General features: G+C 59.8%; 15 protein-coding genes. 10 read left to right on the forward strand and 5 right to left on the reverse strand.

Features of this window, described 5'->3' with window-relative positions; genetic code table 11:
• Positions 1 to 47: 47 nt before the first annotated feature.
• Positions 48 to 1,007, reverse strand: a complete 960-nt coding sequence (gene hslO, locus NW805_RS08850) for an Hsp33 family molecular chaperone HslO (RefSeq protein ID WP_414422276.1) — start codon at positions 1,005 to 1,007, stop codon at positions 48 to 50.
• Positions 1,008 to 1,326: 319 nt separating this feature from the next.
• Here hslO and NW805_RS08855 point away from each other — a divergent pair, with 319 nt between their 5' ends.
• The 4 genes from NW805_RS08855 (at position 1,327) to NW805_RS08870 (ending at position 3,892) form a co-directional block, all read left to right on the forward strand.
• Positions 1,327 to 1,812, forward strand: coding sequence for an allophycocyanin (locus NW805_RS08855; protein ID WP_414382175.1), 486 nt, complete (start codon positions 1,327 to 1,329; stop codon positions 1,810 to 1,812).
• A gap of 63 nt (positions 1,813 to 1,875) precedes the next feature.
• Positions 1,876 to 2,361 (forward strand): allophycocyanin subunit beta, encoded by a 486-nt coding sequence (gene apcB / locus NW805_RS08860; RefSeq protein WP_011433054.1) that lies wholly within the window; start codon positions 1,876 to 1,878, stop codon positions 2,359 to 2,361.
• A gap of 166 nt (positions 2,362 to 2,527) precedes the next feature.
• Entirely contained in the window at positions 2,528 to 2,731 is a 204-nt protein-coding gene (locus NW805_RS08865; RefSeq protein ID WP_414373364.1) for a phycobilisome linker polypeptide, read from the forward strand.
• A gap of 132 nt (positions 2,732 to 2,863) precedes the next feature.
• The gene (locus NW805_RS08870; RefSeq protein ID WP_414422277.1) at positions 2,864 to 3,892 is read left to right on the forward strand and encodes an ABC transporter ATP-binding protein; all 1,029 of its coding nucleotides are present in this window, start codon (positions 2,864 to 2,866) and stop codon (positions 3,890 to 3,892) included.
• A gap of 130 nt (positions 3,893 to 4,022) precedes the next feature.
• Here the strand turns inward: NW805_RS08870 and NW805_RS08875 are convergent, their stop codons facing one another.
• Together NW805_RS08875 and NW805_RS08880 are read right to left on the reverse strand one after the other, a co-directional pair.
• Positions 4,023 to 5,663 (reverse strand): 2-isopropylmalate synthase, encoded by a 1,641-nt coding sequence (locus NW805_RS08875; protein ID WP_414422278.1) that lies wholly within the window; start codon positions 5,661 to 5,663, stop codon positions 4,023 to 4,025.
• Between the two features lie 71 nt (positions 5,664 to 5,734).
• Positions 5,735 to 6,667: an arylamine N-acetyltransferase family protein gene (locus tag NW805_RS08880; protein ID WP_414422279.1), complete on the reverse strand. Its 933-nt coding sequence runs from the start codon at positions 6,665 to 6,667 to the stop codon at positions 5,735 to 5,737.
• 258 nt (positions 6,668 to 6,925) lie between these two features.
• Between NW805_RS08880 and NW805_RS08885 the strand changes: the two genes are divergently transcribed.
• The 3 genes from NW805_RS08885 to NW805_RS08895 all read left to right on the forward strand — a co-directional run bounded on the left by NW805_RS08885 (position 6,926) and on the right by NW805_RS08895 (position 11,674).
• The gene (locus tag NW805_RS08885; protein ID WP_414408120.1) at positions 6,926 to 7,207 is read left to right on the forward strand and encodes a MoaD/ThiS family protein; all 282 of its coding nucleotides are present in this window, start codon (positions 6,926 to 6,928) and stop codon (positions 7,205 to 7,207) included.
• 59 nt (positions 7,208 to 7,266) lie between these two features.
• A complete protein-coding gene (locus NW805_RS08890; RefSeq protein WP_011433060.1) occupies positions 7,267 to 9,405 on the forward strand; it encodes a polyribonucleotide nucleotidyltransferase in 2,139 nt (712 codons plus the stop codon).
• A 106-nt stretch (positions 9,406 to 9,511) separates the two neighbouring features.
• Positions 9,512 to 11,674, forward strand: coding sequence for a CHASE2 domain-containing protein (locus tag NW805_RS08895; protein WP_414422280.1), 2,163 nt, complete (start codon positions 9,512 to 9,514; stop codon positions 11,672 to 11,674).
• A gap of 340 nt (positions 11,675 to 12,014) precedes the next feature.
• On the opposite strand, the gene NW805_RS08900 is transcribed toward NW805_RS08895, so the two are convergent.
• Positions 12,015 to 12,236 (reverse strand): high light inducible protein, encoded by a 222-nt coding sequence (locus NW805_RS08900; RefSeq protein ID WP_414349692.1) that lies wholly within the window; start codon positions 12,234 to 12,236, stop codon positions 12,015 to 12,017.
• A 199-nt stretch (positions 12,237 to 12,435) separates the two neighbouring features.
• Here NW805_RS08900 and NW805_RS08905 point away from each other — a divergent pair, with 199 nt between their 5' ends.
• Entirely contained in the window at positions 12,436 to 12,918 is a 483-nt protein-coding gene (locus NW805_RS08905; protein ID WP_414422281.1) for a pyridoxamine 5'-phosphate oxidase family protein, read from the forward strand.
• Between the two features lie 67 nt (positions 12,919 to 12,985).
• On the opposite strand, the gene NW805_RS08910 is transcribed toward NW805_RS08905, so the two are convergent.
• Positions 12,986 to 13,924: an alpha/beta fold hydrolase gene (locus NW805_RS08910; protein WP_414422282.1), complete on the reverse strand. Its 939-nt coding sequence runs from the start codon at positions 13,922 to 13,924 to the stop codon at positions 12,986 to 12,988.
• Between the two features lie 268 nt (positions 13,925 to 14,192).
• Here NW805_RS08910 and NW805_RS08915 point away from each other — a divergent pair, with 268 nt between their 5' ends.
• Together NW805_RS08915 and NW805_RS08920 are read left to right on the forward strand one after the other, a co-directional pair.
• On the forward strand, positions 14,193 to 16,514 hold the full coding sequence (locus NW805_RS08915) for a fused MFS/spermidine synthase (RefSeq protein ID WP_414422283.1): 2,322 nt from the start codon (positions 14,193 to 14,195) through the stop codon (positions 16,512 to 16,514).
• Between the two features lie 145 nt (positions 16,515 to 16,659).
• On the forward strand, positions 16,660 to 17,277 hold the full coding sequence (locus NW805_RS08920; protein ID WP_255344535.1) for an NADPH-dependent FMN reductase: 618 nt from the start codon (positions 16,660 to 16,662) through the stop codon (positions 17,275 to 17,277).
• The last annotated feature ends 122 nt before the right edge of the window (positions 17,278 to 17,399 follow it).

Raw genomic sequence — 17,399 nt, forward strand, 5'->3', positions numbered from 1 at the left:
GGTGTCAGAAAACAATGAGGATCCCGTAGTTAGCCATCATTGTGCCATCAGGGGGTGGCCGACATCTCCGCCACAATCGAGCGCAGCTCATCCTCTGAGATGCGATAAACCTCGTTGCAAAAGTGGCAAACTGCCTCTGCCCCCTTATCGGTGTGGATCATATCGAGCAATTCGTCCCGCCCCAACATGCGCAGAGCCCCCTTCACCCGGTCGGAATTGCACTTGCAGTAGAAGCGGATGGTGCGCATTTCCGGCGCAATTTTCAGATCCAAGTCGCCCAGGCAGATTTGCAACAGCTCCCGCAAGCCGCCGCCACCAGCCAACATCGGGCTAAATTCTTCCACTTTGGCCAAACGGGCTTCCATCTCTGGGATCAGACTGGCCGGCGCCCCTGGCATCAGCTGCAACAACACTCCGCCGGCGGCGCGTACCCGCTGTGAGTCGAGATTTACTCCCAGAAGGACTGCCGAGGGAATCTGCTCTGAGGAGGAGAGGTAGTAGGTGATGTCGTCTCCCACCTCTCCCGAAACCAGCTCCACCGCGCTGGTGTAAGGCTGGCCATACCCCAGATCCCGCAGCACATGGAGGTAGCCATAGCGACCAACGGCTTGGCCCACATCCAACTTGCTCTCGGCAGTGAGGGGAAGCTCAATGGCGGGGTTGCTCACATACCCGCGTACCGTGCCATCCAAGCCGGCATCTACCCAGATGTTGCCCAAGGGGCCATTTCCTTTCAGTTGCAGGTTAATCCGCGCCTGGCGCCGCTTCAGGTTGGCCGCTAGCAACAGGGCTGCACTCATGGCCCGCCCCAGAGCCACCGTCGCGACATAGGACAGCTTGTGCCGTTCCCGTGCCTCTTGTACCGCCTGGGTAGACACCAAGCCCACCACCCGAATTTTGCCTTCTGCCGCCGTGGCCCGGATCAGGTGATCCGGAAGAGATGAGGGCGTACCCTCAGAAATGCTTTTCGCTCGCTTCAATCGTTCTGACCCAGAGGCATCCGTCATCGCAACCTCAACGCATGTCTTAAGTCAAGCCTGCAGGGATCCCCTGGCAACTCAACCTTCATTCTCCTTTATTCTAACGTTAAGATTGTATCCCTCTCTTGCCGGACTTTGGGGAAGGAACTGTCCCATCGGGGCGGGAATGAGACTGTCCGCTCTGAAAGACCTACGCAACACTGGTCGCGCCAGCGGGACGGCCCTTTTCTGGGAGAGATTTTAAGAAGTGTGAAGATCTGAGATGGCAGACGGCAAGCATATCGGAAAATAGCTTGCGGGTATGCTCGTCATACTCTTTAAAAAATCGACTTGAGGATGGATATCCATGAGTGTTGTTACGAAATCGATTGTGAACGCGGACGCGGAGGCCCGCTACCTCAGCCCGGGGGAACTGGATCGGATCAAGTCCTTTGTCACCTCGGGCGAGAAGCGGTTGCGCATTGCTCAAGTCTTGACCGAGTCTCGTGAGCGCATCGTCAAACAAGCTGCCGACCAGCTCTTCCAGAAGCGCCCTGACATTGTCTCTCCGGGGGGCAATGCCTACGGGGAAGAGATGACGGCGACTTGCCTGCGGGATATGGACTACTACCTGCGCCTGATCACCTATGGTGTCATTGCCGGCGATGTCACCCCAATCGAAGAGATCGGCCTGGTGGGTGTTCGCGAGATGTACAACTCCCTGGGCACACCCATTCCGGCGGTGGCCGAGAGCATTCGTCAAATGAAGCAGGTGGCCATGGGTCTGCTCTCTCCTGACGATGCGGCTGAAGCCGGCTACTACTTCGACTTTGTGGTGGGGGCAATGAGCTAATCCCTCATTGTTTTTGCCGCACAACCCTTTGCTGTTCGTCGATTTGGATTTAGGAAGCTCATCATGCAAGACGCAATTACTGCTGTAATCAACAGCTACGATGTTCAAGGCAAGTATCTGGACAGCTCGGCCATGGAGAAGTTGAAAGCTTTCTTCGCCACAGGCGAGCTGCGGGTGCGGGCGGCTGCCACCATCGCGGCCAATGCCTCCACCATCGTCAAGGATGCTGCTGCCAAGGCGTTGCTGTACTCTGATCTCACCCGTCCTGGCGGCAACATGTACACCACCCGTCGCTATGCTGCCTGCATCCGCGACATGGACTACTACCTGCGCTACGCCACCTACGCCATGCTGGCCGGGGATCCCTCCATTCTGGACGAGCGGGTGCTGAACGGGCTCAAGGAGACCTACAATTCCCTGGGAGTGCCCATTGGGGCAACCATCCAGGCCATCCAAGCCATGAAAGAGGTAACTGCCGCTCTGGTGGGTGCTGAGGCCGGCAAGGAAATGGGGGTGTACTTCGATTACATCTGCTCTGGCCTGAGCTAACTCCCGGCGTCATTGCCTCAGGGGAGGTGCATTCTTCAACGAGCACGGCGGGCGATTTGCCACAGGGATCTGGTGTGCTAGCTGAAGTACGCGAGCTTTCTGGGGTGAGTCGCCTGTTTTGCTGGTCAAGATAGCCCATTTTGTTGTTGAGCGGGGATCCCATATCATGCGCATGTTTAAGATCACGGCCTGTGTGCCCAGCCAAACCCGGATTCGCACTCAGCGGGAGCTGCAAAATACCTACTTCACCAAGCTGGTGCCCTACGACAACTGGTTTCGGGAGCAGCAGCGCATCCAGAAATCGGGTGGCCGCATCCTGAAGGTGGAGCTGGCCACGGGTAAGCCCGGGATGGATGTAGGACTGTTGTAGTTCCCCTATCCAGTCGTTCCTTTCCCTCAGATACTGAGAATAGCCCTCTCCAGATCCGGTATGCCCAGCTCCAGAAGATTTGCTCTTGGGGTTGGGGTAGCGGGTCTGGCTATTTCGTGGGGGTAAGGACAGATGTCAACTGATGTGCCGACCCGGTTGGAGCCAATCATCGCTGCCCACAACCTGAGCAAGGTTTACCCGGTGGCCGTCAAGGATCCCGGAGTGGTTGGCACCCTGCGCCACTTTTTTCGCCGCACCTATCGCCACATCCCGGCAGTGCAGTCCGTGAGCTTTCAAGTTCAGCCGGGGGAGATGGTGGGATTTTTGGGGCCCAACGGGGCGGGCAAGACCACTACCCTCAAGATGTTGACTGGTTTGATCTATCCGTCCGGCGGCACGGTGCAGGTGGTCGGCCATGTGCCTTACCGCCGGGAGCCGGCGTTTTTGCGGCAGATCACCCTGGTGATGGGGCAGAAGCAGCAGCTCATTTGGGATCTGCCGGCAATGGACTCTTTGCGCATCAACGCTGCCGTTTACGAGATCCCTGAGAAGGAGTTTCGGGAGCGGGTGGGGGAGCTGGCAGAGCTGCTCGACCTAGAAAGCAAGCTGAAGCAACCGGTGCGCAAGCTCTCGCTGGGGGAGCGGATGAAGGCGGAGCTGTTGGCGGCTCTGTTGCACCGCCCGCAGATCTTGTTTTTGGACGAGCCCACCTTGGGGTGGGATGGCAACGCCCAGGCCGGCGTGCGGCAATTTCTGCGGGATTACAACCGCCGCTATGGAGCAACGGTGCTGTTGACCAGCCATTACATGGCCGATATTACTGCGCTGTGCCAACGGGTGCTGGTCATCAACGCGGGGCAGCTCATGTACGATGGCGACCTCGAGGCATTGCTGGAGCGCTTTGCCCCCTACCGAGAGGTGAGGTTGAAATTGGCTCGCCCTTGCCCTGTGGCCCAACTGCAGCTCTATGGAGAGGTGCGCACGGACGGGGATCCGGGCAGCTGTGAGGCGCGGCTGTGGGTGCAGCGGGAGCAGCTCACCCAAACGGTGGCCAAGCTCTTGGCAGAGCTGGAGGTGCTGGATCTAACGGTAACCGACCCGCCCATCGAGGAAGTGATCGGGCGGGTGTTTGCGGATGGGATCCCTTCGGCCAGCCCATAGGGTCATTTGCAACAGGGTTAGGTTGAGCGTGGGCTCCCTTCTTCCCCAAGAGGAGAGGGGCTGGGGGTGAGGGTCAGCAGCGAAGGATCCCAGCTTTGTTGGAAACGACTGGGATTCCCTAACCCTTCCCTCAGATCTTCTGGGCAGCAGCCTCGCGCTGGTCAGCCGTCGAGCGTGCCGCGTGCAGCGCAGAGTAGAGCTTGTTGAGGGCATTCATGTAGGCTTGGGCCGAAGCGACGATGATGTCGGTGTTGGCGGCATGGCCGGAAAAGATGCGGTCTTCGTGGCGCAGGCGGATGGTGACTTCCCCAATGGCGTCGATGCCGGCAGTAACCGATTGGACAGAAAACTCGATTAACTTGTTGGGGATATTGACGATGCGGTTGATGGCCTTGTACACCGCATCCACCGGGCCTGTGCCCACAGCAGCGTCCACCCGCTCTTCCCCTTCCGGGGTTACCAGGCGCACCGTGGCAGTGGGAGTCTCTCGATTGCCACACACCACTTGGACATGCTCCAGGCGGTAGAGTTCGGGCACCGGGCGAGTTTCGTCGTTAACAATCGCTTCCAGATCCAGGTCGGAGATTTCTTTTTTCTTGTCAGCCAGCTCTTTGAAGCGCAAGAAGGCCTTGTTCAGATCCTGCTCTGACAGCTCGAACCCCAGTTCTTTGAGGCGGGTGCGAAAGGCGTTGCGGCCCGAGTGCTTGCCCAACACCAAGGTGCTCGATTGCAGGCCGATGGTCTGGGCATCCATGATCTCATAGGTCTGGCGGTTCTTCAACATGCCGTCCTGGTGGATGCCAGATTCGTGGGCAAAGGCGTTGGAGCCGACGATAGCCTTGTTGGGCTGCACCAACATGCCGGTGAGGTTGGAGACGAGGCGCGAGGTGCGATAGATCTCCTGAGTTTTGATGTGGGTGAGGGGCTTCTCGGAGTCCACCGGCAGGCCGAAGTAGGGGTTGAAGTAGCTGCGCCGCACGTGCAGGGCCATCACCAACTCTTCCAGGGCTGTGTTGCCGGCCCGCTCACCAATGCCGTTGACCGTCACTTCCACCTGACGGGCGCCCTGCTTGATCGCTTCCAAGAAGTTGGCCACCGAAACCCCCAGATCGTCGTGGCCATGCACGGAAAGGATCGCTTGCTTGATGTTGGGCACGTTCTCGCGGATGCCCTTGATCAGTTGGCCGAACTCCTCCGGCATGACGTAGCCGACGGTATCGGGGATGTTGATGGTTGTAGCCCCCGCCCGAATGGCCGCCTCGATGACCTGGTATAGGAACTCTGGGTCAGAGCGGGTGGCATCCATCATGGAAAACTCCACATCCTCCACGAAGGACTTGGCGTAGGCCACCATCTCTTCGGCAATTTGCAGCACCTCAGCGCGGGTTTTGCGCAACTGATACTTCAGGTGAATGTCGGAGGTGGAGATGAAGGTGTGGATGCGGGGCTTGGCAGCGGGCTTTAGGGCTGCAGCGGCTGCCTCAATGTCCGGCTTGAGGGCGCGGGCCAGGCTGCAAATCACGGGGCCATCGGGCGTTCCCACCTGCTCGGCCACTTTCTGCACAGCCTCGAAGTCACCGGGGCTGGCATAGGCAAACCCCGCTTCGATGATATCGACGCCCAGCCGGGCCAACTGCCGGGCAATGGCCAGCTTCTCTTCGGTGTTGAGGGTGGCGCCGGGGCACTGCTCCCCGTCTCGCAGGGTGGTGTCGAAAATGAGTACATGATCCAAAGCTTGGCCATCAAACCCGGCGACCGCGGCAGCATCCATAACGGTTACTGGGATAACGAAACACTACCTCATTATTCTGACATTAACTGGGACATTAACTGGCAGGGGTTCTAGCCTTGTTTGGGGAAGATTTGGGTGGGCTCTGTTGAGACGTCATTGGGCTTGGGTCTTGCAACCTTTCCCCTGGGATCCCCAGCGGCGGCAGGAGATGGGGGAAGGCAGATCCCGAAGGCGCAGGCGAGCAGTTGTTCATACTCTTTCTCATCCCTGAGAGGGCGTTCCCAGCGGCCTTCTGGGGTGGTCTCGATCCACTTAAAAGAGCCATTGGCGCGGGCGGTGAGGGTGACCCGTCCGGTCGGAGTGGCCAGGGTGCAAAGGCGCAGCCGGGTAAACATCGATTCTGGCGAAGTTTGGTGAAAGTGGCACATGGGCTCGAACTCCTGCAGGGAGCGTGGGATCCGATCCAGAAGAAATAGAGTTTTCCAGGTGCGATCCGGCTGTTCCTGCTGAATGAGCCAATAACGGCAAGCAGTGGGATCCCCTGGCCAAGGGGTGAGGCGGTAGCGTCCTTCAGCCTGGGCTTGAACCCCAGGATCCCCCAGCCGCAGCGGTTCGCGAAAGGCCTCCCCATACCCCACATCTGCCAGCCAGGCTGTATCGCCAATGTTCACCTGCACAGCCAAGTGGTCGCACTCAGGTCCAAAGCGGACATCGGACTCCGTCGGAGTAGCGCGAACGGCGCGGCTCACCTGTCCTGAGAGCAGGTGTACCGAAAACCCCATTCCCTGCAAGGCAGCGGCCAGCAGGCTGTTCAGCTCGAAGCAAAACCCACCCCGCCGCTCCCGGACAATCTTGTGAAACAGGGGATCCCGCTCCAGGCGAATGGCGCGACCCCGATGAATGTCCAGATTTTCAAACGGCACCCGCAGCAGGTGGGCTCGGTGGATCTGGCGGAGGGTTTGCAGGGTGGGCTGGGTGGAGCCAACGTAGCCGATCCGATCCAAGTAGGCCCTGATTTGGGAGGGGGTCAGTGGCTCTAGCATCAGCACAGAAACCGGTTGGCTGCAAACTGCAAAGCAAGCTTTTGACCTACCCTAGCCTTGCCCCGGATCCCCGGCCAGAGCCAGAAGAACAGTTCACCGGAATCTGAAAGACGGCATCTTTTCCCCGGAGCCGATTTTTCTGTGGCTGTAGGGATCCCTGATGGCCAGGATATGGGTAGAGGATTCTGGTGGACAAACCGGCCAAAGATTGCCCAAGATTGTCCACAAGATCGTTCAAAGCAGGTGGGAGCACTGTCGATGGTTGCTGCCCAAAATCCAGCCCCCGATGAGCTTTTTTCCATCACGCTGAAGCTCTTTGCCATCTATCAAGAAGTGATCGGACAAACTGAAATGTGCCTGCAGGTGAGCCCCGGTACCACCGTCGGGCAACTGTGCGATCAACTGATCCAGCGCTACCCCAGCTTGGCTCCTTGGCGCTCCCAAACGCGCTTCGGTCTCAACCTCAATTTTGTAGCTGCCGACACTCCCCTATCGGCGGGAGACGAAGTCGTTCTGATCCCTCCGGTCAGCGGGGGCTGAAAAGGAGCAAAAGGAGAATGCTACGATAGCGGCAAGAAAAAAAGAAGGCGAAGCGTTACATGGCAGAATACACTCGGTCGATTTCCTTTTATGGGCGGGAAATTGACATCAATATTGGGCTGATGGCCCCCCAGGCAGGGTGTGGGGTTTGGCTGACTTCGGGCGAAACCTCGATTTTGGTTACCGCCACACGGCAGCCAGGCCGGCCTGGCGTTGATTTTATGCCCTTGTTGGTCGATTACGAAGAGCGCCTCTACGCAGCGGGGCGGATCCCAGGGGGATATCTGCGGCGAGAAGGCCGGCCACCGGAACGGGCCACTTTGATCTCTCGCTTAATAGACCGACCCATTCGTCCGTTGTTCCCAGAATGGCTGCGGGATGATGTGCAGGTGGTGGCCACCACCCTCTCTGTAGATGATACGGTGCCGCCCGATGTGTTGTGTATTTTGGGAGCCTCGTTGGCCATTCACGGTGCTCGCATCCCCTTCAACGGCCCGGTGGCGGCGGTGCGGGTGGGCTTGGTCAAGGATGAATTTATCCTCAACCCCACTTATGCCGAAATTGAGGCGGGCGATCTGGATTTGGTGGTGGCCGGCTGTGCCGATGGCGTGATCATGGTGGAAGCCGGGGCCAACCAACTGCCGGAAAAGGATGTGGTGGAGGCCATCGAGTTTGGTTTTGAGGCCATCCAGGAGCTGCTCAAAGCCCAACAGCAAGTCCTGGCGGATCTCAACATCACCCCGGTAGAGCTGCCCCCTCCCCCCAAAAACGAGGAGCTGATTGCCTTTGTAGAAGAGCAGGCTCAGGAGGGCATTCGCTCCATTCTCAGGCAGTTTTTGGACAAGACCAGCCGGGAACAGCAACTGGAGGAGCTCAAGGCCAAGCTGGAGGCCCAAATCCAGGAACGGCCAGAGGGGGATCCCTTGCGGCTCTATCTTCTGGAAAACCCCAAAGAGTTGGACAACCAGTTCAAGGCTCTGCTCAAGAAGCTGATGCGCCAGCAAATCCTGCAAGAGGGGGTGCGGGTGGATGGGCGCAAGCTGGACGAGGTGCGACCGGTCTCTTGCCGGGTGGGTTTGATCCCAAGGGTGCACGGCAGTGCCCTGTTCAATCGCGGCCTCACCCAAGTCCTTTCCATTACCACCCTCGGCACCCCCGGCGATGCCCAGGAGCTGGACGACTTGCACCCGGTGGATGAGAAGCGCTACATGCACCACTACAATTTTCCGGGCTTTTCGGTGGGAGAAACGCGGCCTTCACGCTCCCCGGGACGGCGGGAGATCGGTCATGGGGCGCTGGCGGAGCGGGCCTTGGTGCCGGTGCTGCCCAAGGAAGAGGAGTTTCCCTACGTGGTGAGGGTGGTGTCGGAAGTGCTCTCCTCCAATGGTTCCACCTCGATGGGATCCGTCTGTGGCTCTACCCTTTCTCTGATGGATGCCGGGGTGCCGATCAAAGCGCCGGTCAGCGGGGTGGCCATGGGCCTTATTAAGGAGGGGGACGAGGTGCGCATCCTCACCGACATCCAGGGGATCGAGGACTTTCTGGGGGACATGGACTTCAAGGTGGCCGGTACGCGGGCGGGGATCACTGCTTTGCAAATGGACATGAAAATCACCGGCATCACCGTTGACGTGGTGGAGCAGGCCATTCGGCAAGCCAAGGCCGGGCGCGAGTTCATCCTCGACAAGATGCTGGAGACCATTGCCGCCCCTCGACCCCAGTTGGCCAAAACGGCTCCCCGTCTGCTCACGTTCAAGGTGGATCCGGAGGACATCGGCAAGATCATCGGCCCCGGTGGCAAGACCGTGCGCGGCATCACCGAAGCGACAGGGGCCAAGGTGGACATCAGCGACGACGGCACAATCACCGTGTCTTCCTCGGTGGGCGGCCAGGCGGAGGCGGCGCGGGCGATGATCGAAAATCTGGTGCGGCGGGTGGAAGAGGGGCAAGTGTATTTGGGCAAGGTGACCCGCATCATCCCCATCGGCGCTTTTGTGGAGTTTTTGCCCGGCAAAGAGGGCATGATCCACATTTCGCAACTGGCGGAGTACCGCGTCGGCAGGGTGGAAGACGAGGTGGCTGTGGAAGATGAGGTGGTGGTCAAGGTGCGCAGCATCGATCACAAAGGCCGCATCAACCTCACTCGCCTCGGCATTAGCCCTGAGGAAGCAGCGCGGGTGCGCAACCATCACCACTGAGGCTGCGGTTTTCCCCCAGCAACGGGGGCCTCGGCAGCTGCCAGAATGGCAACTAGCTCCGCGTCTGCAGTGCCGTTCGCGTCGGGGTTGCGGAGCACTTTGCAGTATGCCGGATTCTATCCCCCACTTGCTCGCTGGCCAAAGCCCTACTTCTCCGGCTCGACCATCCCCCTCCCGGCGACGGCTGGGCTGGGCCTTGGCTTGGGGCTTGGGTTGGGCTGCTCTGCTTAACCTTTCCGCTCAGCATCCTTTGTTGGTGCGGATGGAGAGCGACGCCCAGGAGTGGCTGTACGCTTGGCGTGGCCCCCAGCAGCCTTCTCCAGAGGTGGTGATCGTTGGCATTGACGGTCATATCAGCAGCCAGGGGGAAAGCAATGATGTCGCTCTGCAACACTTTCGTGAACGCACCAGTGGTGCAGAGCACCTTGGCCAACATCAAGTTGACTTCCTTCTGGAACGGGCCAACTACGCCGGCCTGACGTTGCGTCTATTGGAAGAAGCCAAGGCCAGGGTGGTGGTGCTGAACCTGCCCAGCAGCTTTGTGGTACCTCAAAACCTGGGCAACGAGAACTTAGATGCCCCTCTACGTCAGGTGGTACAGCGCTACCCAGATCGCTTGGTCTTGGCCACCCGCAGCAGCGAGAGCTTTGGCCGCTCCGAGATTAACATCTACAACCATTTCCTGCCCTTTTCTTCCCTGCGGCTGGAGTACTTGGTGCCGCCAGAACATGTGCAGGGGGTGGTGCAACATCGGGTAGACAGTGCCGGGATCCTGCGCCAGGCCCAGCTGCGGGGGCTCTACCTGCGCCGCGACAGCCAAGAGGAGCAGATGTTCGCCTCGGTCGAGGCTCTGGCTTTTGCCAAATACGACCCGGAGCGGGCCAGCCGCTGGTTTCGAGAACGGGGTTTGCAGCCGATTCAATTCAACCCCCTCGGCTCCCAGCACGGGATCCCCATCATCCCCATCGAACGGGTTTGCCCTCCAGCTGTTCTCCAGGCAGGATCCGGGTCTGTTGCCCCGATGATCAACCCCAGCCAAGCCTGCCGCGGCCAAGAAGGGATCCCTCCCCTTGACCCCGAAGTTGCCGACCAATTGCGGGACAAAATTGTCCTGGTGGGCTTTGTGGGCGGCTATCCAGAGACCTTCCCGGTGCGGACTGCGGATGGATCCCAGATTGCGGCGGTGGAGTTGCAGGCGCAAATCCTCTCCAGCCTGCTCACCGGAGAGGTCTACCAATCTGTGCCAGAGGGGGTGGCGGCTGCGGTGGTTTTGCTGCTGGGAGTGGGAACGGGACTGCTTTTGGTGCTTTATCGTCCCCCCCTACGTTCGCGTCAGCGGTGCGGAGCACTTTTGAGCCATTGGGGCTGGAAGCAACAGCAGTTTCTCCTGCGACCCATGGTAGGGCTTGCCGTTTACGAAGGGTGGGCTGTGGCCCAGTTTCTGCTGTGGCGTTGGGTTTGGCCTCTCGTCTTGCCAGCCTTGGCCAGTGGGCTAACGGGGGTAAGCCTGCTGCTCACTTTGATCATTGTGGAGAATCAGGAGCGGCTCTTGGCCCAACAGCAGGAATTGGAGCGTCTGCGTCGGGCCGAACAGGAGGCAGCTATCGACCAAGCCCGCAAGTTGCTTTACCGGGTAGCCACCGACATTCACGATCGGGAGCTGCAGGAGTTGAAGGTGGTGATGGACGACTTGGAGAGCTTGCAATGGCAGCAGCAGCAAGGCAGGTCGCCCGACCCCGCCGTCTACGATCACCTGCTCGAACAACTGGAGAGGATCGGACGCGGGATCCGGAATCAGCTCAACGATGTGCGCACCCTAGCTGCCAAGCTGCGCATCTCCCCCAGCTTGCGAGAGGGGTTGCATCGCGGCATCGAGATCTATCTGGACGAGCTGATCCAATCGGGCAGCCTAACGCTATCTGTAGAGCGGCAACTGCAACCGCTGCAGGAGCCCAACACCGGTGAGTGGTTTGATCAGCGAGAAGACATCTTGCGCTTCTTGCGAGAGGCCATCGGCAATGTCATCGCCCACGTGCAACCCCCCAAAGGCAATGCTTCCTTTGTCAGAGTGTCGCTGGCCCAAACGAATCGCCACTGCTGCCTTTCTGTGGTCAATGACGGCATCGAGTACGCTCCCGGCCTCAGCGGCGGCTACGGCAGCAAGGCCATGAACACCATCGCCCGCTATCTACCCAAGGGATCCTGGCATCGCACCCGCACCCCAGAAGGCCATACCCATGTTGAGCTGCACTGGGAGATGCCGCTCTGAAAGACCTACACAGCACTGAACAGAACAGATTTTTGCTCAGCGCTGTTGCTTTCTTCCTGCTTCAGCAACCCTTGACTAGCGGTAGGTTTTAGACCTACCACCCCGCCAGAGGAGTCTCCACAGGCGTTAGTTCCCCCAGAGCTTGGGGTACATTTCAAACGGTAGCTGGGGTCTAGAAACATAAACCTAACCACCCGCTCTCTGCACACTCGCACAACTGCCTAGCGTTTGCACATCAGGTTGTAGAGAACTGTGCAGCAAAGTGAGAACTCCGTCCCACTATCGCGAACAGTCAATCGGCGATTAGAGACAGCCCTCTTCCTAGGAAGCGTTCTTTGGCTTATCGGCCCAGGGATTGCAGCCAGCCGAGCAGGGTGGTACCGGACAGAGCTTCAAACAGGATCAGGGCAACAAAGCCGATCATTGCCAAACGCCCGTTCAAGCGCTCTGCATATTCGGTGAAGCCCACGCGGGGGGTGCTGTCCACATACATTTCCGGCTCGATGGCGTAGTTGTTCAGCCGACCACCTTCTTCGACGACAACGGAGCGATATCGGGTCATAGGGTTCTCCTTGTGCTTTCTTCACCAGCGTAGCTCGCTTTGCATAGGATTGTAAAGTTTTATTTACAACGTTGTTGACGCCCAATGTTCCGAGCTGCCGGGCAGAGTTCAACCAGGCCAGGAACAGCCTGTAAGCAGGGTTGTGGCTCTTGTCCCAGTACAGGGGAGCTGATAATAGCAAGGGGACTGGAGGACAACCATGTCGGTGCTGGAACAGTTAAATATGCTGCTGGATGGCCAGCCGGTGGCCAGCTTGGCGGTGCTGGAGCAGGGATCCCCGGCGGTGTCGTTGGTGCCTTTTGTGGTGCAGCGGGATCCCTTGCGCTTTGCCATTGTCATCAGCGATCTTTCTGGCCACACCCAGGCTTTGCGGGCGGATCCCCGGGCCGCGCTACTCATCCACGAGCCGCCTACGCCAGGGGATCCCCGCAGTAACCACGCCCTGCCGCGGGTGATGGTGAGCGGAGAAGCCCAGTTTCTCAGCCGCGAGGAGGCGCAGGCGCAGGGGTTTGAAGCCCTCTACCGCGCCAAGTACGAGATTGCCGAGATGATCCTGGGCTTGGCGGATTTTCACTTCTGTCAGATCATCCCCAAAGCTGGCAGCTTCATCCAGGGGTTTGGCCAGGCATTCCGGCTGAGCGGCCCCAACCTGGATCAACTGGAGCACCTTGGTCGGGCGTAGATTATGAGAATTCCAAGGGCAGCCCGCGCCATCCTTGAGCCCAGGGAAGCTCTTGCTGCGCCGCTTCCTAGCTCCCCTCTTCTGGGGGGAGAGAATGGAGTCCTTTCTCAGGTTTTCGGGTGGGATCCCGGATCCAGTCCAACAGCAGCGGGTTGACCAGCTCGGGGGCTTCATCCTGGGGGCAATGGCCGACCCCCGGCAATGGGATGAACCCCACCACGCAAGGAAACTCTGCCAGGGCCCGCCCCAGAGCAATGGGTTCCCAGGGATCCGCTTCCCCCCACAAGATCAAGACGGGACAGGTGAGCTGAGGCAAGAGATCTTCAGCCAAAGGCCCCTGAGAATAGCGCACAAAGGCCAAAAAGACCTCTGCCGCCCCCGGCTCCAAAGCGGGTTTGAGCAAAAGCTGGATCAGCTCCTCGGTAACCGCTTCTTTGCGCCCGTAGGCTTGGAGGAGGATATTGCGAATGGCCCTAGCCTGGGCCACCTGAGCAAAGAAGAAACGACCGAAGGGAGGCCACCCCAGCAGGGATTGAAGCAAAGGGGTGAACCGGCGGCGCAGCCAGGAGATCTGCTTTCGTTTCCGCTCGTGCAACAGCCGCAGCGAGGGATCCAACATCGCCACCCCCAAAACCTGGGCCGGATCCAGAACCGCCGCCTGCAAAGCCACGATGCCCCCAATCGAGTTGCCCACCAGGTAGGCCGGCTGGCCCATCACCTCCCGCACAAAATCGGCCACCAGGGATCCCCAGGTCTCAAAGGTGTAGGGCAAAGGGGATCCCGGCAGGGGCTTGGCGGATCCCCCAAACCCCAACAAATCGACCGCATACACCTGACAGTGCTGCCCCAGCTCCGGCAAATTTTTCCGCCAATGGTCGCTGCTGGCCCCAAAGCCATGGATGAGCAACACGGCTGGGCCTGTGGATCCCGACTGTTGGTAGCGAATGGGCTGGTCACGCCAGAGCCAGCGATGCTCTGTGTTCGCGTTGGCGCTGCATGGCAACATGGGGGTGCAGTGTAGGTTTGAGTCAGCGTTGCGATCCTAACCGTTCGCGACAGCGGGACAAAGTCCTTGTGATCGGGGCAACTGAGAGTACTGGCGGAGGGTGGCCCCCTTCCACCCGTTGGCGCACTTGAATCGAGGAACAAGGATCGGCCTTCCTCTGAGTTGGGTGATCCCAAGGGGCACCACCAAGCGGCTACAACATCCCATCTCAAGCTTCCGGGAGAAAGTGGGGAATACTGGCAGTTGAGGGTTTTGCGGTGGGTCGGCTTTGGTTTGGCTAGTTGGCCTCAGCTTGTTTGGTAGCGCTTTTTGCCTCTTCTGGGGACAGTTGTTGGTGGGCAAGTTGCTGCTGCCGCTGTGGGGGGGATCCCCCCTGGTGTGGAATACCTGCCTGGCCTTTTTTCAGGCCACCCTGCTTTTGGGCTACCTGTGGGCAGATCGGCTGGGGCGCGGCCTCAATCCCAGGATGGGGGTGCTAATCCACGGGATCTTGCTGCTGGCCGGTCTGAGGCTTTTGCCCTTTCAGCTGGGGATCCCCGGCCAACCGGAAGGATGGTGGCCCCCTCTCGCTCTGTTGGCAAACTTGACTTTGGGAGCTGGGGTGCCGCTGTTTCTCCTGTCGGCGACGACGCCGTTGCTGCAACGGGGGTTGGCGGCAAGAGGGGTCGCGGGGCAACGGGAGGCTTTGGATCCCTATTTTCTCTATGTGGCCAGCAATGCCGGCAGCTTGGGCGGGCTGCTGGGGTACCCGCTGGTGTTGGAGCCTCGTCTGTCTTTGGCTTGGCAAACTCTCCTGTGGACGGGATCCTACGCGCTGGTGGCAGCCCTGGTGCTGCTGAGCGGGGTGGGTCTGCTGCTCAGTTGCAACGGCGTTGCCGAGCCACAAGAACGTGGGGCGGATTCCCAGGGATCCAGCGCTGCTCTGGGGAATTGGGCTGTTTCCTGGCGAGAGCGTTGGCGCTGGGCGGGGCTGGCTTTTTTGCCGGCGGGCCTGTTGGTGGCGGTCACCACTCTGTTGACCACCGACGTGGCGGCGGTGCCCCTGTTGTGGGCCATCCCCCTGGGGATCTATCTGCTGACATTCATGCTGGCTTTCGGGGGGATCCACCCCAATAAGGGGGTTTTGGGAACGACAGCTCTTCTGGCCTGCGGGGCGGTGGGGACACAGGTCTTGGGCTGGGTGAGGCCGGGTTTTTTGCTTTTGCCGCTGCATCTGACCACCTTTGGGCTGGTGAGCTGGGGCTGCCACAGCCGGTTGGCTTGCCGTCGCCCGCCGGTGGAGCAGTTGACGCAGTTTTACCTGTGGCTGGCTTTGGGGGGAAGCTTAGGGGGAATGTTCTCTGCCCTCTTGGCACCGCAGGTGTTTGAGACAGTGCTGGAATATCCCCTGTTGCTGGGGATGTCGCTGGCAGTGCTGGGGGCTCAGGGGGGGCGGGTGGGCCTGTGGCTGGGGCTGGGGCTGCTCCTGCCCTTGCTGCTGTTGCACTTTCGACCGCAGGCGTTGCTGCAGGTGGGCGCTGGGGTGGGTTTGGCGTTGGGCTGGGCGGTGCTGGCGCTGTTGGTGTCAGGGGAGAGCCGTTCACAGCAGCAGAGCGGAGCCCCTGGCTGGCAGGCCAAGGTCGGTTGGGTGGGAGCAATGGCGGGGTTGGTTGTGCTGCTGGGGCAACCCTGGCTGCAGCCGGGACTGCAGGTGATCCACAGCGAGCGCAGCGCCTTCGGCCTCAACCGGATCGTGGAGTACCGGACTGAGCAGGGATCCTTTCGTGGCCTTCTGCACGGCACCACTCTACACGGCAGCCAAAACTTGGATCCGGAAAAAGCGCTGGAGCCGCTGACCTATTTCGCTCGGCCTGGGCCCGTTGGGCAGGTGTTTGCGGCGTTTGGAGCCCAGGCTGTGGCTCCCATGCCCGCCATTGCCGTATTGGGGCTGGGGATCGGCACGTTGGCCGCCTATGCCGAGCCAGGGGATGAGTGGACGTTTTTCGAGTTGGATCCCACCGTGGCCAATTGGGCGGGGCGCTATTTTTCCTATCTCCGGTGGGCCCAGACGCGGGCGCGGGTGCAGGTCATCCTCGGTGATGCCCGGCTCAGCCTCAAGGGGATCCCAGAGGGCAGCTACGACCTGATGGTGATGGATGCCTTCAGCTCTGACGCGGTGCCGGTGCATTTGCTCACGCAAGAGGCTTTGGCCCTCTACCTCAGCAAGCTCAAGCCCCACGGCTGGCTGCTCTTCAACATCACCAACCGCCACCTCGACCTGGCCCCGCTGTTGGCTGGCCTGGCCGGATCCCTGCAGCTTCACGCTTGGCACCAAGACCACCGGGATCTCTCCCCTGAGCAACGCCAGGCGGGGCTGGCCCCTTCCCACTGGGTGCTGTTATCGCCGCGCGACGCTTCGACGACCACCTCAGCAGGGCGGAGCCCTTTGGCCCAAAACTCTGGAGTCCTGCAGGAACTGGATCCCTGGCAGCCCCTTTTGCCCCAGGCCGGGGATCCCGTCTGGCGGGATGATTTTTCCAACCTGCTGCAGGTGATCCGTTGGCCCCGGATCCCTTTGCTAAAGGGTATCCAGATCCCCAGTTCTGGATAGGAATCCGGCTGCTATCGCTACGCGACCCTTCGGCAAACGTGTTAGCGTTGCGGAGCAGAAAAGTTAAGGAAATCTTTACAACTCGAAGTTGGTATGAGTTATGATTGTTTGCAACGCAACTGATGTCTGCTCGGGAGTCCGGCCCATGTCTCCTCTACAAGCCCTCACTGGCAATCCTCAAACCACCATGGCTGAAACCTCTGCGGCTCGTTTCGTGGCAATCGGGGGCAGCTTGCGGCCCAATTCCCTGACGTACCAGGCGCTGGAGGTGGCGCGGCGCGAGTTTGAGAAGTTGGGGATCCCGTTGCACATCCTCGATCTGCGGCAGATGAAGTTGCCCTTTGTGGATGGCTCGGAGTCCTATGCGGATTATCCCGATGTGGCAGTCCTACGAGCAACCATGAAGCGGGCGGATGGGATCATCCTAGCCAGCCCGGAGTACCACGGCGGCATCAGCGGCAGCCTGAAAAATGCACTGGATCTGTTGAGTTTTGAGCAACTGGAGGGTAAGGTCTTTGGGTTAATCAGCGTTTTGGGCGGCGAGAGCAACAGCAATACCCTGAACCAGATGCGCTTGATTGTGCGTTGGGTGCATGGCTGGGTAATCCCCGAGCAGATCGCCATCGGTCGGGCTTGGAACGCTTTTGACGAGCAAGGCAATCTCAAAGACGAGAAGCTACAACAGCGCTTTCAACACTTTGTCCAGAGCTTGGTGACCCACACTCACAAGCTGCGAGGGATCCCAGTGGTGAAGCCTTCCTGAAATTACAGTCATTCCAAACTAGATTGAGACACTCTCCAAGCGTTCCGCGACCAACCCCAGGGAAGTTAGGAAGCCATGAAGGACGGCTGCAGACAGACTACACTGGGGCTGGGTGAGAGATG

It is taken from the genome of Synechococcus sp. W60.1 (genome assembly GCF_047461575.1).
Lineage (GTDB): Bacteria > Cyanobacteriota > Cyanobacteriia > Thermostichales > Thermostichaceae > Thermostichus.

What these genes read in the sequence shown, in the direction of transcription:
- hslO (WP_414422276.1), bottom strand. Translation starts at nt 1,007, where the DNA reads ATGACGGATGCCTCTGGGTCAGAACGATTGAAGCGAGCGAAAAGCATT.
- NW805_RS08855 (WP_414382175.1), top strand. Translation starts at nt 1,327, where the DNA reads ATGAGTGTTGTTACGAAATCGATTGTGAACGCGGACGCGGAGGCCCGC.
- apcB (WP_011433054.1), top strand. Translation starts at nt 1,876, where the DNA reads ATGCAAGACGCAATTACTGCTGTAATCAACAGCTACGATGTTCAAGGC.
- NW805_RS08865 (WP_414373364.1), top strand. Translation starts at nt 2,528, where the DNA reads ATGCGCATGTTTAAGATCACGGCCTGTGTGCCCAGCCAAACCCGGATT.
- NW805_RS08870 (WP_414422277.1), top strand. Translation starts at nt 2,864, where the DNA reads ATGTCAACTGATGTGCCGACCCGGTTGGAGCCAATCATCGCTGCCCAC.
- NW805_RS08875 (WP_414422278.1), bottom strand. Translation starts at nt 5,663, where the DNA reads ATGGATGCTGCCGCGGTCGCCGGGTTTGATGGCCAAGCTTTGGATCAT.
- NW805_RS08880 (WP_414422279.1), bottom strand. Translation starts at nt 6,667, where the DNA reads ATGCTAGAGCCACTGACCCCCTCCCAAATCAGGGCCTACTTGGATCGG.
- NW805_RS08885 (WP_414408120.1), top strand. Translation starts at nt 6,926, where the DNA reads ATGGTTGCTGCCCAAAATCCAGCCCCCGATGAGCTTTTTTCCATCACG.
- NW805_RS08890 (WP_011433060.1), top strand. Translation starts at nt 7,267, where the DNA reads ATGGCAGAATACACTCGGTCGATTTCCTTTTATGGGCGGGAAATTGAC.
- NW805_RS08895 (WP_414422280.1), top strand. Translation starts at nt 9,512, where the DNA reads ATGCCGGATTCTATCCCCCACTTGCTCGCTGGCCAAAGCCCTACTTCT.
- NW805_RS08900 (WP_414349692.1), bottom strand. Translation starts at nt 12,236, where the DNA reads ATGACCCGATATCGCTCCGTTGTCGTCGAAGAAGGTGGTCGGCTGAAC.
- NW805_RS08905 (WP_414422281.1), top strand. Translation starts at nt 12,436, where the DNA reads ATGTCGGTGCTGGAACAGTTAAATATGCTGCTGGATGGCCAGCCGGTG.
- NW805_RS08910 (WP_414422282.1), bottom strand. Translation starts at nt 13,924, where the DNA reads ATGTTGCCATGCAGCGCCAACGCGAACACAGAGCATCGCTGGCTCTGG.
- NW805_RS08920 (WP_255344535.1), top strand. Translation starts at nt 16,660, where the DNA reads ATGTCTCCTCTACAAGCCCTCACTGGCAATCCTCAAACCACCATGGCT.